Below are 14500 nucleotides of genomic sequence, written 5' to 3' on the forward strand. Positions count from 1 at the left end.
CAAACCGTACGGCTGGGCTGTGATGGGGAGGGAAAATTATAGTACCGAAGGTCATGATCTCCGGCTGCCAAGAAAAGCCTCTAGCCAGGCGAAGGTGCCCGTACCGCAAACCGACACAGGTAGGCGAGCAGAGCATGCTAAGGCGCGCGGAGTAACTCTCGTTAAGGAACTCGGCAACATGACCCCGTAACTTCGGGAGAAGGGGTGCCTCGGTAGGGTGAATAGCCCGAGGGGGCCGCAGTGAAAAGGCCCAAGCGACTGTTTAGCAAAAACACAGGTCTGTGCGAAGCCGTAAGGCGAAGTATACGGGCTGACGCCTGCCCGGTGCTGGAAGGTTAAGGGGAGCGGTTAGGGGCAACCCGAAGCTGTGAACCGAAGCCCCAGTAAACGGCGGCCGTAACTATAACGGTCCTAAGGTAGCGAAATTCCTTGTCAGGTAAATTCTGACCCGCACGAATGGCGTAACGACTTGGGCGCTGTCTCAACGAGAGATCCGGTGAAATTTTACTACCTGTGAAGATGCAGGTTACCCGCGACAAGACGGAAAGACCCCATGGAGCTTTACTGCAGCTTGATATTGGACTTTGGTACGATCTGTACAGGATAGGTGGGAGCCTAGGAATCCGGAGCGCCAGCTTCGGAGGAGGCGCCGTTGGGATACCACCCTGATCGTATCGGAGTTCTAACCTGGCACCGTGAAACCGGTGCAGGGACCGTGTCAGGCGGGCAGTTTGACTGGGGCGGTCGCCTCCTAAAATGTAACGGAGGCGCCCAAAGGTTCCCTCAGAATGGTTGGAAATCATTCGCAGCGTGCAAAGGCATAAGGGAGCTTGACTGCGAGACCTACAAGTCGAGCAGGGACGAAAGTCGGGCTTAGTGATCCGGTGGTACCGAATGGAAGGGCCATCGCTCAACGGATAAAAGCTACCCTGGGGATAACAGGCTTATCTCCCCCAAGAGTCCACATCGACGGGGAGGTTTGGCACCTCGATGTCGGCTCATCGCATCCTGGGGCTGAAGTAGGTCCCAAGGGTTGGGCTGTTCGCCCATTAAAGCGGTACGCGAGCTGGGTTCAGAACGTCGTGAGACAGTTCGGTCCCTATCTGTCGTGGGCGCAGGAAATTTGAGAGGAGCTGTCCTTAGTACGAGAGGACCGGGATGGACGTACCGCTGGTGTACCAGTTGTTCCGCCAGGAGCACCGCTGGGTAGCTACGTACGGACGGGATAAGCGCTGAAAGCATCTAAGCGCGAAGCCCCCCTCAAGATGAGATTTCCCAGTATGTAAGACCCCTGGTAGACGACCAGGTTGATAGGCTCGAGGTGGAAGCGCGGCAACGTGTGCAGCTGACGAGTACTAATCGGTCGAGGGCTTATCCTATTCAAGCAAGACACAGCCGGTCAGCACGGCATTTCGTTCGATCCAGTTTTCAGGGCGCAAGCCTACGCCTTGAGCACGCATGACGTTTGGTGGCGATGGCGGAAGGGAACCACGCGTACCCATCCCGAACACGACCGTTAAGCCTTCCAGCGCCGATGGTACTTGGACCGCAGGGTCCTGGGAGAGTAGGACGTCGCCAAGCATGTGCATAGGAGCCGCCGCATCTTTGGATGCGGCGGCTTTTTGCTTTGCTCGGCTTCATCGGCTCCTCTTCAGGTTATATAAAGAAAGACCAGGCTCTTGACCTGGTCTAGCGATGATAATAAGAGAAGAACGGCTCCTCGAAGGGGAGCTTGATGACGCCGTCACGCTTTTCCTTATGAAGGCGGAGGATGGCATAAAGGAGCGGTGCGAGCAGCCACAGGTGCAGCAGCAAGTAGGCGGCGAGCAGCCACTGCGGCAGCCAGGGATAGAAAGCGCCGATGACGCAGGCTCCGATCCATAGCTTGTGGAGCTGAAGCCGCTGAAATACGGATAGCTCCATCGGCAGCGCGGGCATATAGCCGGGAAAGGGGAACTTCCATCTCCACTGCCAGCGACGGGAAGTCGATTCGAGCGAGCGTCTCCGAAGGAGAGCCATGCGGATAATGACGGCATGCAAGAAGGGGACCAGGATGGAGCCTGTCGCGAGGCCGACCAATGCGGGCCAAAGATCGACAAGCAGTAGCGCCAGCGCGAGAGTCGCGCCAGACACGATATAGAACCTTTGGAAGCCCGGCTCAAAGGCTAGCTTGCGGACAAGCTTATATTGATAGATGGTCGCTTCCTTTTGCTCGGATAGAGGCTGGAACATGGAATCCTCCTTGATAGGCAGCGCTTCTTCTCCATCTGCGCAGCCGTGACCGGGTGCTTCAATCACCCCTGGCGAGTTGCGGCATATCCTGTATAGACGCGATTGGGCTATGGCAGCTCTTGATTATTATATCGGAGCCCAGGTATGAATTGCTAGAATGGTGGGCATAATGCTACTATCATTGCATGGAAGAGAAAGGCGGATGGGTGATGCATGAGGAAGCCCTGTGCACCTGCATCGTATGCGGCGAGCTGAAACCCCATGACCAAGGACTGCGAATCGTGACTGAATTCATATGCGGCAGCTGCGAGAAAGAAATGGTGCAAACGGATGTACTGGATGAAAAATATCCATTCTATGTCCATCAGATGAGACAGATATGGATCCATAAAAATGCCTGAGCTTCCGCCTTGAACGGCGGGAGCTTTTTTTTGGACGGGCAGACCGCTACAATGAAGGAAAAGGACGTTGGAGCGGGAAAGGAAGCCGTTTTCTTTGACAAATCACGTAGGGCCAATCGTAGACATACTGCAGCGTCATGCCGCTGCACGGCCAAGGTCTTTTCATGTGCCGGGCCACAAGGGAATCGAGCCGCCTCAGGCGGCAGGAGCGGCTTCAAAGAGGGGGAGCGTCGACGGAGCACCGTCATTCGTATCGGCTCTGGGCGGATTGCTGCCGATGGATGTGACGGAATTGAGCGATACGGATGATCTTCATGATCCATCCGGCGCCATCCAGCAGGCTCAGCAGCTCGCCGCCTGCCGATTCGGAGCGGATGAAACGGCATTTCTTGTTGGAGGAAGCACGGCTGGCAATCTGGCGCTGCTTCTCGGATGCCTGCAGCCAGGGGACATCGCGCTGATTCAGCGCAATGTCCATAAATCCGTCTTGAACGGGCTCCGGCTGAGCGGCGCGAAAGCCGTCTTCCTGGAACCGCGAATCGAGCCGTCGAGCGGCCTATCGGAATTGCCTGCGCTCGAGGCCGTCGAGCAGGCGCTTCGCAGCTGGCCTCAGGCCAAAGCTCTCGTATTGAGCAACCCAAGCTACTACGGCTGGTCTCGCGATCTTCAGCCGTATGCCGAGCTCGTTCATCGGACGGAATGCCTCCTTCTTGTCGATGAGGCGCATGGTGCTCATTACGGCCTGCATCCGGATTTGCCGTCAGGAGCGCTTCAGGCTGGAGCGGATGCCGTCGTGCAGTCGACCCACAAGACGCTCCATGCGATGACGATGGGGGCCATGCTCCATATGCAGGGTGAAAGGCTGGATCGGCAAAAGGTGAAGGCGATGCTTGCCGCGCTGCAAAGCTCTTCGCCATCCTATCCGATCATGGCTTCGCTCGATTTGGCACGCGGGCTGCTTGACGAGCATGGACCGGATTGGTTCGGCCCGGGCCTGCATGCGGCCGCATCGATCCGCAGCCGACTCCGCCTGAGCGAGCGTTGGGGGCTGGCGGAAGACCTTGTGCAGGATGAGGGCATACGCACCGATCCGCTGCGCATCGTCCTCTATGACCGGCTGGGCGATTGGAAAGGCTTCGACCTGCTCCGTCAGCTCGAACGGCGGGGCATCTGGGCCGAGATGGCAGATGAGACCTACGTCGTGCTGCTGGTAGGAGCACGGACCGGCATGGAGGAGGCGGCGGAGTTGTTGGCCGCACTCGCAGAGCTGGAACAACTCGGACGGGAGTTGGCATCGGAGGAGGGCTCGGCAACCGAAGCCGGGAAGCGCATCGCAGCTTGTCCGGAGATCATCCCTGCGCGCGGTGCGGAGACGCGTACGGACAAGGCAAAGGCGCGCGGTGTTGAGACGCGTACGGACAAGGCAAAGACGCGCGTTGCTGAAGCGGCTTCCGGAGATCAAGCCGGCGGCGCTTCGCGCGAGCCTGCTTTCCTTTTCTCCGAGCCGACCCGGTTGGAGCGTTTCCCGCCCAGCGAGCGGGAAACCGAGCTCGTACCGCTGATGGAAGCGGCGGGCCGCGTCAGCGCCGAAGCGATCATCCCATATCCGCCGGGAATTCCGCTTGTGCTGGAGGGAGAGGCCATTACGGCAAGGCTGATTGACTCGATGCAGCGGCTGGATGGAGCGAGATTTCAGGGCAAGAGCGTGTCTGAACGAGGCTCGATTCGGGTAAGACGACGATAAGCCGATTGGATCGGCCGGCGCGGCATCGCTGCCGATGTATGCTATGATAGAAGGAAACCAGATGCAGGGAGCATGAACGTGCCGAAAGGACTATTCATTACCATAGAGGGCGGGGAGGGAGCAGGCAAGACGACGCTGATCCGCTCTCTCGCGAAGGAGCTGCAAGCAAGAGGACGCTCCGTCTTGACGACCCGGGAGCCGGGTGGAATCCCGATCGCCGAGAAGATCCGGTCGGTCATTCTCGACAAGACCCATACGAGCATGGATGCTCGGACGGAAGCGCTGCTGTACGCGGCCGCGCGCCGACAGCATCTCGTGGAGAAGGTCGTGCCCGCGCTCGAAGCCGGGCAGTGGGTCATCTGCGATCGCTTCATCGACAGCAGCCTCGCTTATCAGGGCTATGCCCGAGGACTGGGCATCGAGGACGTGTGGAGCATCAACCGGTATGCGATCGGCGAGTGGATGCCTGACGCGACGCTATGGCTCGACGTGCCGCCCGAGCTCGGACTGGCGCGGATCGCCGCTTCGAGCGAGCGGGAGGTCAACCGGCTCGATCTGGAGACGGAGGCGTTTCACCGCCGCGTCCAAGAGGGGTATCGGTTGCTGCACGAGCAAGAGCCCCGGCGCATATTCCGGCTGGACGCTTCCTTAGCGCCTGACTCCATCCAGGAACAGGCCATGCGGGTCCTCTGGCCCCTGCAGCAGGAATCGATCTGAAGCATGTCGAATTTCAATGGAAACGATACAGGAGGGATGAGGATGAAGCTCGTCATCGCCGTTGTACAGGACAAAGACAGCAACCGCCTTTCCAATGCTTTGGTTAGCGCAGGCTTCCGAGCGACCAAGCTCGCCAGCACAGGAGGCTTTCTCAAGGCCGGCAACACGACGTTCATGATCGGGATCGAGGATGAACGGGTGCATGAGGTGCTTCACTGCATCCGCTCCAACTGCAAGGTTCGCGATCAGCTCGTGACGCCGGTGTCGCCGATGGGCGGCACGACGGATTCCTATATTCCTTTTCCCGTGGAGGTCCAAGTGGGAGGCGCGGCAGTATTCGTGCTTCCGGTCGAGCGCTTCGAACATTTCTGACAGGAGAGGGTTGGCATGAAAATCGATCCAGGATACCGGCCGCTCGGCCAGGACCGCGTATCGGGCAGCGGAAGCGGCCGGGCGGTGCAGCCCAAATCGTTCGCCGACGTCATGCAGCAGCAGAACGGCAGCCGCACGCGGGAAGAGCTGCAGCAAAAGCTGCAGGACATTCAGGCGCAGGGCGACCGGCTCGCCCGCTCCATGACGGTGCGCGAGCTGCAGACGTACAAGGCGATGGTCAAGCAGTTCCTCGAGCTGACCGTGCGCCGAGGCGTCGGCATCAAGGACGTGCGCAGCATGGACCGCAGAGGGCGCATCAAGCGGCACAAGCTGCTCGATGAGGTCGACGAGAGCCTGCTCGCGATGGCGGAGGAGCTGCTCCAGACGGAGCAGGGGCGCATGCAGCTGCTGCAAAGCGTAGGCGACATCCGCGGCCTGCTCATCAATCTGCTTTTTTAATAGAAAGGATTCGATCCGTGAAACTTTCCGATATCCCTGGCCAGGGCAAGGCCAAGCAGATCCTCCAGCATGCGCTGCGCACCGGCAAGGTGTCCCATGCCTACTTGTTTGCCGGACCGAGCGGAACCGGCAAGCTGCAGACGGCGCTTGCGTTCGCGCAGGCGCTTTTTTGCCGTTCGGGGGACGATGACGCTTGCGGAGAATGCCTCGAATGCCGCAAGTTCGAGCATGGCAATCAGCCGGATCTGCATCGCATCGCGCCGGACGGACAGTCGGTCAAGCTCGGCCAGATTCAGGAGCTCCAGCGGGACATGGCCTATCGGACGGCCGATGCCGGCAGCCGCAAGGTCTACCTCATCGAAAAGGCCGATGCCATGACGCCGCAGGCCGCCAACAGCCTGCTGAAGGTTCTGGAAGAGCCGGTCTCGCCGACGGTGGCGATCCTGCTCGCGACGCATCAAGGCGCGGTGCTTCCGACGATCGCTTCGCGCAGCCAGCCGGTGCCGTTCCTCCCCTACTCGGCAGAGGAGATGCTGGAGCAGCTCGTCGCGGAAGGAGAGCCTCCGCTGCTGGCCCGAGCAGCGGTTCATCTAGCCTCCGGCAAGGAGGCTTCAAAGGCTTTGACGGCGCAAGTTGGGTTTGCAGAAATCCGAAATGTAGTGATACAATTAGGCAAGGAGAGCTTGTCTCGATTCACTGCGGCTCTGGTCACCGTCCAGCAGCGCCTGTCCAAGACAGAGCTGGGTGCCGATCCGCAGCTGCTTTTGTCCTTATTGGTGTTATGGTACAGAGACATGATTCATTTTCAGGCCGGTCGGTCTGACAAGATGGTTTTCATAGATCAGTTGGATTGGATAAGCGCTCATGCCTTCACGAAGCCTGCAGCTTACTGGGTGTCGTGCATGGAGCATACGATGGGGGCAGCGGGGAGGATCAAGGCAAACGTCGCTCCCCAGCTTGCCCTCGAGCAATTAATGGTACGTCTACAGGAGGGTTAATCCTTGTATAATGTCGTCGGGGTCCGCTTCAAAAAAGCGGGCAAGATCTATTACTTTGATCCCGTCGATCATCCCGTAGGCACGGACCATCATGTCATTGTGGAAACGGCCCGGGGTGTGGAGTACGGCAAAGTCGTAGTCGGACAGAAACAAGTAGACGAATCAGACGTAGTTCTCCCGCTTAAAAAAGTCATTCGCATCGCCAGCGAGCAGGACGCCAAAGTCGTCGAGGAGAACCGGAGCGCAGCCCAGAACGCCTTTGCGACTTGCTTGGACAAGATCCGCGCGCACGGCCTCAAGATGAAGCTGGTCGATGTCGAGTTTACGTTCGATCGCAACAAGATCATTTTTTACTTTACGGCCGAAGGCCGGATCGACTTCCGCGAGCTCGTCAAGGACCTGGCCAGCGTGTTCCGTACTCGGATCGAGCTGAGGCAGATCGGGGTGCGCGACGAAGCCAAGATGCTGGGAGGCATCGGTCCTTGCGGCCGCGTGCTCTGCTGCTCGTCCTGGCTGGGCGACTTCGATCCGGTGTCCATCAAGATGGCCAAGGATCAGAGCCTATCGCTCAATCCGACCAAGATCTCCGGATTGTGCGGCAGGCTGATGTGCTGCTTGAAATTTGAGCATGATAACTACGAGAGCATCCGGGAAGAAATGCCTTCTGTCGGCAAGACGGTCGTCACTTCGCACGGGGAGGGACGCGTCACCGGCATCAATGCCTCGTCCAAGAAGGTGTTCGTCCAGCTCTTCGATCAAGGCGGACGGCCGAAGGAAATGCCGATCGACGAGGTTGTAGTCAAGTAAGGCCGGCACCAGCCGGGCTTGAATGATTTGCAGCAAAGCTCTGGGGTGTGAGTTCTTGGACAATAAGGATCTTTTTCTGCATGTGGAGGAGCTTGAAGCAAAGGCCGACGCCTTCCATCGCGAGCTGGGGGAGCTGAAGCTCAGCGTCAAGCAGTTGCTTGAAGCGAATCAGCAGCTGACGATCGAGAATCGCCAGCTGCGCAAGGTGCTCAAAATAGAGACGAATCCGCACGGCGAGCGGCGCAAGGCCGGATCAGCCGGAGCGGGGCAAGCTACTTCGGCAGCGGCTGTCCTGACGGACGACGCGGACAGAGAGGATGCGCCGGCAGTCGGGGAAGGGCATGACAACTTAGCCCGCCTCTATCATGAGGGATTCCACATCTGCAACGTGAACTACGGTCATCTGCGCACGGAAGGAGATTGCTTGTTCTGCCTCTCCTTCCTGAACAAATAACCTTCTCAGGACCCGCATGCGGGTCCTGTTTGTCGTCATGGGACGGTCATTCAACTCAACGAGGAAGGAGAAGCTATGCATCATGGAGCTTGATTTGCAGCCCAGCGAGAGGCTGGATGATCTTCTGACGCACCAGCTTCGCATCATTCAAAGTCGAGAGGTGTTCAGCTTCTCGATGGATGCGGTGCTGCTGGCCCGCTTCGCCGGCGTGCCGAAGCGCGGCCGCATCGTCGATTTATGCACCGGCAACGGCGTCGTGCCGCTGCTGCTTTCGACCCGCTCCGAGGCCGGCATCGACGCGGTCGAAATCCAGCCGCGTCTGGCGGACATGGCCCGGCGCAGCGTCGCCCTCAATGGGCTCGAAGGACGAATCCGGATTATGGAAGGCGATCTGCGTCTGCTGGCCAAGCAGCTCGGCTATGGCAGCTACGATGCGGTGACCGTCAATCCGCCCTACTTGCCTCCTGCGAGCGGCGATCGGAACGAGAACCCGCATGTGGCGGCGGCCCGCCATGAGATGAACGGCACGCTGGAAGAGATCGTCGAGCAATGCGCGCGGCTGCTCCGCACCGGAGGCCGCTTGTCGATGGTTCATCGTCCGGGAAGGCTGATCGAGATCGTCTCGGCCATGAGCCGCCACAACCTGGAGCCGAAGCGGATCCGTTTCGTCCATCCCTATGTCGGCGCTGAAGCCAACATGGTGCTCATCGAGGCGGTCCGCGGCGGACGCCCGTCCGTTCGCCTGCTTCCGCCGCTGATCGTGTACCAGGAGGACGGGCAGTACAGCGACGAGATCATGGACATTTATTTTCACCAAGGAAGGGGGAAGCCGGATGCAGCTGCAGAAGAGCTTCGAACCGACGGATAAAGGAACGCTGTACCTGGTGGCGACGCCGATCGGCAATCTGGAGGACATGACGATGCGGGCGATCCGCATCCTGAAGGAAGTCTCCATGATCGCAGCGGAGGATACGCGGCAGACGCGCAAGCTGCTCAGCCGCTTCGAGATCGATAACCGGCTGGTCAGCTATCACGAGCACAACAAGGCGAGCAGCGGTCCGGAGCTGCTGCGGCTGCTGGAGGAAGGCAGCAGCATCGCGCTCGTAAGCGATGCCGGCATGCCGGCGATTTCCGATCCGGGAGCGGATCTGGCGCGCGATGCGGCCGCACGAGGCATTCCGGTCGTGCCGGTGCCGGGGGCGAACGCCGCTTTGTCGGCGCTCGTCATGTCGGGATTGCCGACGGAGCGCTTTACCTTTGCCGGATTTCCGCCGCGGGACAAAAAGGCGCTGGACAAATGGCTCGAGCCGCTGAAGGCGCTGCCCGGCACGCTGCTGCTGTACGAGTCTCCGCATCGCATCCGCAAGACGCTGCCTGCGCTACTCGAGCGTCTGGGCGATCGGGAGGCGGCGATGGTCCGCGAGCTGACCAAGCGCCATGAGGAAGCGGCGCGGGGAAGGCTGTCCGAGCTGATCGCGCATCTGGAGGAGCATGAGCCGCTGGGCGAGTATTGCCTCGTCATCGCGGAAGGGGAAGCGGAGGCGGCGCAGACCGGAGCGGAGTGGTGGCAGTCTCTGGAGCTGGAGCAACATGTGGAGCACTACGAGCGTCTGGGCCGGGATCGCAAGGATGCGGTCAAGCTGGCGGCCGCCGATCGCGGCCTGTCCAAGCGAGATGTCTATAATGAAGTCATGCGTAAATAAAAAAAGACCTTCCTGAACCGCGGACGGTTCAGGAAGGCAAGTAAGGAGTATAAAAAGGTTAGAAATACCTTGGGTTAAGTTGCTAAAACCTAGTATACCTGATTTATTCTATTTTGTCACAGGGGAAGGCATTTCGGAAAGACAGGAATTGCAGACGATCTTTCCTTTGAAGTAGGCGACGTTTTCCGCATTTCCGCAGAAGATGCAGGCAGGCTCATACTTCTTGAGCATGATGCGTTCTCCGTCCACATAAATTTCCAGGGCGTCCTTCTCTCCGATGCCGAGGGTGCGGCGCAGCTCGATCGGGATGACGACGCGTCCGAGCTCATCGACTTTACGTACAATTCCAGTAGATTTCATCATAGGGCAACTTAACCCCTTTCATAGGTTCATGTATCGTCATGATTCGACAAAAAGCTACTTTTTATGATCCTTATCATACCAACCATTCCCAAATCAGTCAACCAGACATTTCATGCGCATTTCGCGTAAAAATACGGATTAACAGGCTTTGTAAGGGATTGGAACCTAGATTATCTTACACTATGCTTCATTCAATTGGAAATAAAAATACGACAGTATTCGACATCAGTCTATGGTTTTTGTCGAAAATATGAACGGAAAGCTAGGTGGATGGCGTGACGAGGCTGGAGGAAGAGAAAGTATTCAAGGATCCTGTCCACAAGTATATCTACGTGCAAGATCAACTGATCTGGGATCTGATCGATACGCCGGAATTCCAGCGGCTGCGGAGAATCCGCCAGCTCGGCACGACCTATCTGGTCTTTCACGGGGCGGAGCATAGCCGGTTCAGCCATTCTCTGGGCGTATATGAGATCACTCGCCGCATCATATCGCAATTCGAGCGGAGCGAGTATCCGGACTGGCCGAGGGAGGAGAAGCTGCTCTGCCTATGCGCGGCTCTGCTTCACGACCTGGGGCATGGTCCGTTCTCCCACTCCATCGAGGAAGTCATGGAGTTCGACCATGAGGAATGGAGCTGCCATATAATAGAGGGAAAGACGGAAGTGAACCGGCTTCTGCGGACGGTGGATCCCGATTTTCCGCGCAAGGTGGCATCGGTAATCCGCAAGAACTACGAGAAGCCGATCGTCGTCAATCTCGTCTCGAGCCAGATGGATGCGGATCGGATGGATTATCTGCTGCGGGACGCCTATTTTACGGGCGCGAACTACGGCACGTTCGATCTCGACCGGATCCTGCGCGTGCTGCGGCCCCATCAGGGGCGGATCGTCGTCAAAGGAAGCGGGATGCATGCGGTGGAGGATTATCTCATGAGCCGCTACCAGATGTACTGGCAGGTGTACTTCCATCCGGTCACCCGCAGCTCGGAGATCATCCTTCGCAAGATTCTGCTCCGTGCGCAAGAGCTGTGCCGGTCGGGGTATGCCTTCGCGTGGATACCGGACCCGATCCTCAAGCTGTTCCGCGGCGAGCTTGACGTCGCCTCGTACCTCAAGCTCGACGAGGCGCTCGTACAGACGGCCTTCGCGGCATGGACGGAGGAGGAGGACAAGCTGCTGTCCCAGCTGTGCGGCAGGTTCCTACATCGCCGATTGTACAAGTATATAACCTTCGAAAAAGAGCACGAATCAGAAGCGCAGCTATGCTTCGAGGAATTGGCAGCCGCCGGGATGGACCCGGGCTATGAGCTTGAAATTGATTTCCCGTACGATCTTCCTTATCATGTGTATCGTTCGGCCGCCGAGGGCTTGACCGAGGGCGGGAGAGGCAAGCCGCCGATCCTGCTCCTCGAGCCGAGCGGAGCGGTGACTGAAATCTCGCGGCGCTCCGATGTCGTTCCCTCGATTACAGGCATGCACCGAGGCCAATACCGCCTTTACTATGATGAAGAAGCGGCCGGACGGATCCGGCGGAAGCTGAAGCCGCGCACTCTGGCCCGGCTGGGCTTGGAGCCGAGCGGCGACGCATGAAAGGAGTCGAACCATGAAAGGAATCATCGACACGCACACCCATATGGACTCGCCTAAATTCGACAACGACCGTGCCGAAGCGATCCAGCGCGCGCGGGAAGCCGGCGTAGAGCTGATGTTCAATGTCGGCTTCAATCGGGAAACGATCCCGACGACGCTGAAGCTTGCCGAAACGCATCCGTTCATCTACGCCATCGTCGGCTGGCATCCGACCGATACGGTGGATCTGCGCGAGGGAGACCTGGCTTGGATCGAATCGCTGATGAGCCATCCGAAGGTCGCCGCGATCGGCGAGATCGGTCTGGATTATTACTGGGATACTTCTCCCAAGGAAGTCCAGCAGCAGGCGTTCCGCGACCAGATCGCCATCGCCAAGCGCTGCCGCAAGCCGATCGTCATCCATAACCGCGACGCCCACGAGGATGTCGTCCGCATCCTCCGGGAGGAGAAGGCGGACGAGGTGGGAGGCATCATGCACTGCTTCTCCGGCAGCTGGGAAACGGCAAAGAAATGCCTCGACATGAACTTCTACATCTCGTTCGGCGGACCGGTCACCTTCAAAAATGCAAGGGTCCCCAAAGAGGTGCTCGCGCAAGTGCCGCTGGACCGACTGCTGCTGGAAACGGACTCCCCTTATCTCGCTCCGCACCCTCATCGGGGCAAGCGGAACGAGTCCTCGTTCGTCACTCTTGTAGCGGAAACAGCGGCGGAAATAAAAGGTAAATCTGTAGAAGAAATCGTTTCCATCACTTCGGCAAATGCAAGAAAATGTTTCCAAATTTCTTAAAATGGCGTGATATCGGTTGAAAAAAGGCTTGTAGACGAGAAAAATTGGCCTTTCCTTAGCCAAATCATCCGCCATCGTCCGAAAACCCTCGATTTTGAATCTCAGAGGATTTTATCGTGTCTTTACAATCGCTTGAAGGAAACGGTATGATTCAACACAGAGCTTTGAGTGATGCAGAATGTTCATCATACGCTTAATCTCCCTGATCGGGGAGAACGGGGGAACCAATGCAGCCGAAAAGGAGCAAGCGGCACATCGCGTTAGGATGTCGCTTGATGCCGGACAAGCTGTACTTTTCCAGGGGTGAATTCGCCGGGACCATGAGCAGGGTCCGGCCGCGATAGGGCAGCTCTCTTGCCCGAACCCGTCAGCTAACCTCGTAAGCGCATATAAGAGAGATCAACCTCGTGCTCCACTTCCACCTGATCGTGACCACCCGGGAAGCCACGAAACAGATCCTCTGTCGACGGCTTCTTTTTGTTTGAATAATGAATTATACGTCGACATAGGGTTAACGGTGGAGGTGAGGCGAGGCTGCCAGCGGCGTGCTGCTCGGCACGTACAAAACCTAATAGTCGCGTCTTGAATTATCATGTGGTACACGAGGCGGCGGGGCTATGTAAGGAGGACCGAAGAAGTGGGCGCTATCCCCTTAAAGGAAACCCATGTACAACGATCATCCAGCAAGTCTTTCCAATGGCGATGGAAGCATGACAACCTGCGTTTGATTATCCTTAGCTTAACGATCTCACTCGCAATGACTTTCATGTTTTTGGTGTTGCTGAAAGGGACGTCGGAAAAAAGCGTCTCTCTGGTGTTGAACGGGCAGGAAAAAATCGTAAGCACGAGCCATTCCTCGCTCCAGCAGCTGCTGGAGGAGCAGGCGATCGCGGTCGGACCGCATGACGAGATGTCGACTCCGCTCGGGGCCGCGCTCCAGGAAGGCGACCGCATCGTGATCGACCAGGCGGTGCCGGTGACGATTCTTGCCGACGGCAAGACCCTGCAGGTAAAGACCACCAAAAAGACCGTGGAAGCGGCGATCGGAGAATCCCATATCGACGTTCGGGAGCAGGATAAAATATTCCCAAGCTCCGAAACCAAGCTGAAAGCCAATATGACGATCCGCGTCATGAGGATCGACAAGCATCAAATGAAGACCACGCACGACATTCCGTTCACCGTCGTCCGCAAGGAGGACGCTACCCTGGAAAAGGGGCAGCTCAAGATGGTGAAGTCCGGCCAGAACGGCCAACTCGTCAAAACCTTCGAAAAGGTGTACCAGGACGGCAAACTGGTCACGAAGACTCTGCTCGCCAAATCCATGGAGAAACAAGCCGTCAGCAAGGTCGTGGCGGTGGGAACCAAGGAAAAGCCTAAACCGAAACCAGCGGTCCTGACCGCGGCATCCTCATCTCCGACTGCAGCTCAGACCAAATCCGGTCTCAATCTCAAAGCGAAGAAAGTTCTTACGAACGTTACCCTGACCGCGTATACCGCCGGATTCGCCTCTACAGGCAAATCCAAGGGCGATCCCGGTTACGGCATCACCGCCTCGGGAGCAAAAGTTTCCGAAGGGCGCACCATTGCAGTCGACCCGGACGTCATCCCGCTGGGATGGTGGGTGTATATAGAAGGAATCGGCTTCCGCCGCGCCGAAGACACGGGCGGAGCGATCAACGGCAAGAAAATCGACGTGTTTTACGAAAGTGAATCCTACGTGAAGAAATTCGGCAAGAAGCGCGGCTTTACGGTCTATGTCCTTGGACCGACCAAGCCGAAGCTGAGCTGATCGTTTGCGAGCGGGCCCGCTGTTTTTCAGCGGCCCGTTTTTGGGCGTTTATAAGGAAAATGCGGGGAGTAAGGGATTG

Annotated in this window: 15 protein-coding genes, 2 rRNA genes and 1 riboswitch (1 of these 18 cut by a window edge); of the genes, 15 read left to right on the forward strand and 2 right to left on the reverse strand. The window is 57.9% G+C overall.

Annotated elements, in window-relative coordinates; genetic code table 11:
- Both HGI30_RS00060 and rrf read left to right on the forward strand, forming a co-directional pair.
- A 23S ribosomal RNA gene (locus tag HGI30_RS00060) occupies positions 1 to 1379 on the forward strand; it begins 1551 nt to the left of the window's first position.
- 85 nt (positions 1380 to 1464) lie between these two features.
- Positions 1465 to 1581, forward strand: a 5S ribosomal RNA gene (rrf, locus tag HGI30_RS00065).
- A 108-nt stretch (positions 1582 to 1689) separates the two neighbouring features.
- Here the strand turns inward: rrf and HGI30_RS00070 are convergent.
- The gene (locus tag HGI30_RS00070) at positions 1690 to 2232 is read right to left on the reverse strand and encodes a hypothetical protein (protein WP_168905853.1); all 543 of its coding nucleotides are present in this window, start codon (positions 2230 to 2232) and stop codon (positions 1690 to 1692) included.
- Positions 2233 to 2441: 209 nt separating this feature from the next.
- On the opposite strand from HGI30_RS00070, the gene HGI30_RS00075 reads away from it, so the two are divergent.
- The 10 genes from HGI30_RS00075 (at position 2442) to rsmI (ending at position 9887) form a co-directional block, all read left to right on the forward strand.
- On the forward strand, positions 2442 to 2633 hold the full coding sequence (locus HGI30_RS00075) for a sigma factor G inhibitor Gin (protein WP_168905854.1): 192 nt from the start codon (positions 2442 to 2444) through the stop codon (positions 2631 to 2633).
- A gap of 67 nt (positions 2634 to 2700) precedes the next feature.
- Positions 2701 to 4377, forward strand: coding sequence for an aminotransferase class I/II-fold pyridoxal phosphate-dependent enzyme (locus tag HGI30_RS00080; protein WP_168905855.1), 1677 nt, complete (start codon positions 2701 to 2703; stop codon positions 4375 to 4377).
- 72 nt (positions 4378 to 4449) lie between these two features.
- On the forward strand, positions 4450 to 5094 hold the full coding sequence (tmk, locus tag HGI30_RS00085; RefSeq protein ID WP_168905856.1) for a dTMP kinase: 645 nt from the start codon (positions 4450 to 4452) through the stop codon (positions 5092 to 5094).
- Between the two features lie 42 nt (positions 5095 to 5136).
- Positions 5137 to 5466, forward strand: coding sequence for a cyclic di-AMP receptor DarA (locus HGI30_RS00090; RefSeq protein ID WP_028598280.1), 330 nt, complete (start codon positions 5137 to 5139; stop codon positions 5464 to 5466).
- A gap of 15 nt (positions 5467 to 5481) precedes the next feature.
- On the forward strand, positions 5482 to 5925 hold the full coding sequence (locus HGI30_RS00095; protein ID WP_168905857.1) for a YaaR family protein: 444 nt from the start codon (positions 5482 to 5484) through the stop codon (positions 5923 to 5925).
- Between the two features lie 17 nt (positions 5926 to 5942).
- Entirely contained in the window at positions 5943 to 6923 is a 981-nt protein-coding gene (gene holB / locus HGI30_RS00100) for a DNA polymerase III subunit delta' (protein ID WP_168905858.1), read from the forward strand.
- 3 nt (positions 6924 to 6926) lie between these two features.
- Entirely contained in the window at positions 6927 to 7730 is an 804-nt protein-coding gene (locus HGI30_RS00105) for a PSP1 domain-containing protein (RefSeq protein WP_168905859.1), read from the forward strand.
- Positions 7731 to 7785: 55 nt separating this feature from the next.
- On the forward strand, positions 7786 to 8184 hold the full coding sequence (locus HGI30_RS00110) for an initiation-control protein YabA (RefSeq protein ID WP_168905860.1): 399 nt from the start codon (positions 7786 to 7788) through the stop codon (positions 8182 to 8184).
- Positions 8185 to 8266: 82 nt separating this feature from the next.
- On the forward strand, positions 8267 to 9052 hold the full coding sequence (locus tag HGI30_RS00115; protein ID WP_168905861.1) for a tRNA1(Val) (adenine(37)-N6)-methyltransferase: 786 nt from the start codon (positions 8267 to 8269) through the stop codon (positions 9050 to 9052).
- Positions 9018 to 9887, forward strand: a complete 870-nt coding sequence (gene rsmI / locus HGI30_RS00120; RefSeq protein ID WP_168905862.1) for a 16S rRNA (cytidine(1402)-2'-O)-methyltransferase — start codon at positions 9018 to 9020, stop codon at positions 9885 to 9887. The genes HGI30_RS00115 and rsmI overlap by 35 nt, the downstream gene beginning before the upstream one ends.
- Before the next feature lie 108 nt (positions 9888 to 9995).
- Here rsmI and HGI30_RS00125 read toward each other — a convergent pair whose 3' ends face one another.
- Complete coding sequence (locus HGI30_RS00125; protein WP_028598273.1) at positions 9996 to 10250, reverse strand: AbrB/MazE/SpoVT family DNA-binding domain-containing protein; 255 nt, start codon at positions 10248 to 10250, stop codon at positions 9996 to 9998.
- A gap of 266 nt (positions 10251 to 10516) precedes the next feature.
- Here HGI30_RS00125 and HGI30_RS00130 point away from each other — a divergent pair, with 266 nt between their 5' ends.
- The 3 genes from HGI30_RS00130 to HGI30_RS00140 all read left to right on the forward strand — a co-directional run bounded on the left by HGI30_RS00130 (position 10517) and on the right by HGI30_RS00140 (position 14421).
- The gene (locus HGI30_RS00130; RefSeq protein ID WP_407945002.1) at positions 10517 to 11842 is read left to right on the forward strand and encodes an HD domain-containing protein; all 1326 of its coding nucleotides are present in this window, start codon (positions 10517 to 10519) and stop codon (positions 11840 to 11842) included.
- A gap of 13 nt (positions 11843 to 11855) precedes the next feature.
- Complete coding sequence (locus tag HGI30_RS00135) at positions 11856 to 12629, forward strand: TatD family hydrolase (RefSeq protein ID WP_168905863.1); 774 nt, start codon at positions 11856 to 11858, stop codon at positions 12627 to 12629.
- Between the two features lie 180 nt (positions 12630 to 12809).
- Positions 12810 to 13030, forward strand: a riboswitch (cyclic di-AMP (ydaO/yuaA leader).
- A 236-nt stretch (positions 13031 to 13266) separates the two neighbouring features.
- Positions 13267 to 14421 (forward strand): resuscitation-promoting factor, encoded by a 1155-nt coding sequence (locus HGI30_RS00140; RefSeq protein WP_206109983.1) that lies wholly within the window; start codon positions 13267 to 13269, stop codon positions 14419 to 14421.
- The last annotated feature ends 79 nt before the right edge of the window (positions 14422 to 14500 follow it).

This window comes from Paenibacillus albicereus, assembly GCF_012676905.1.
Lineage (GTDB): Bacteria > Bacillota > Bacilli > Paenibacillales > Paenibacillaceae > Paenibacillus_O > Paenibacillus_O albicereus.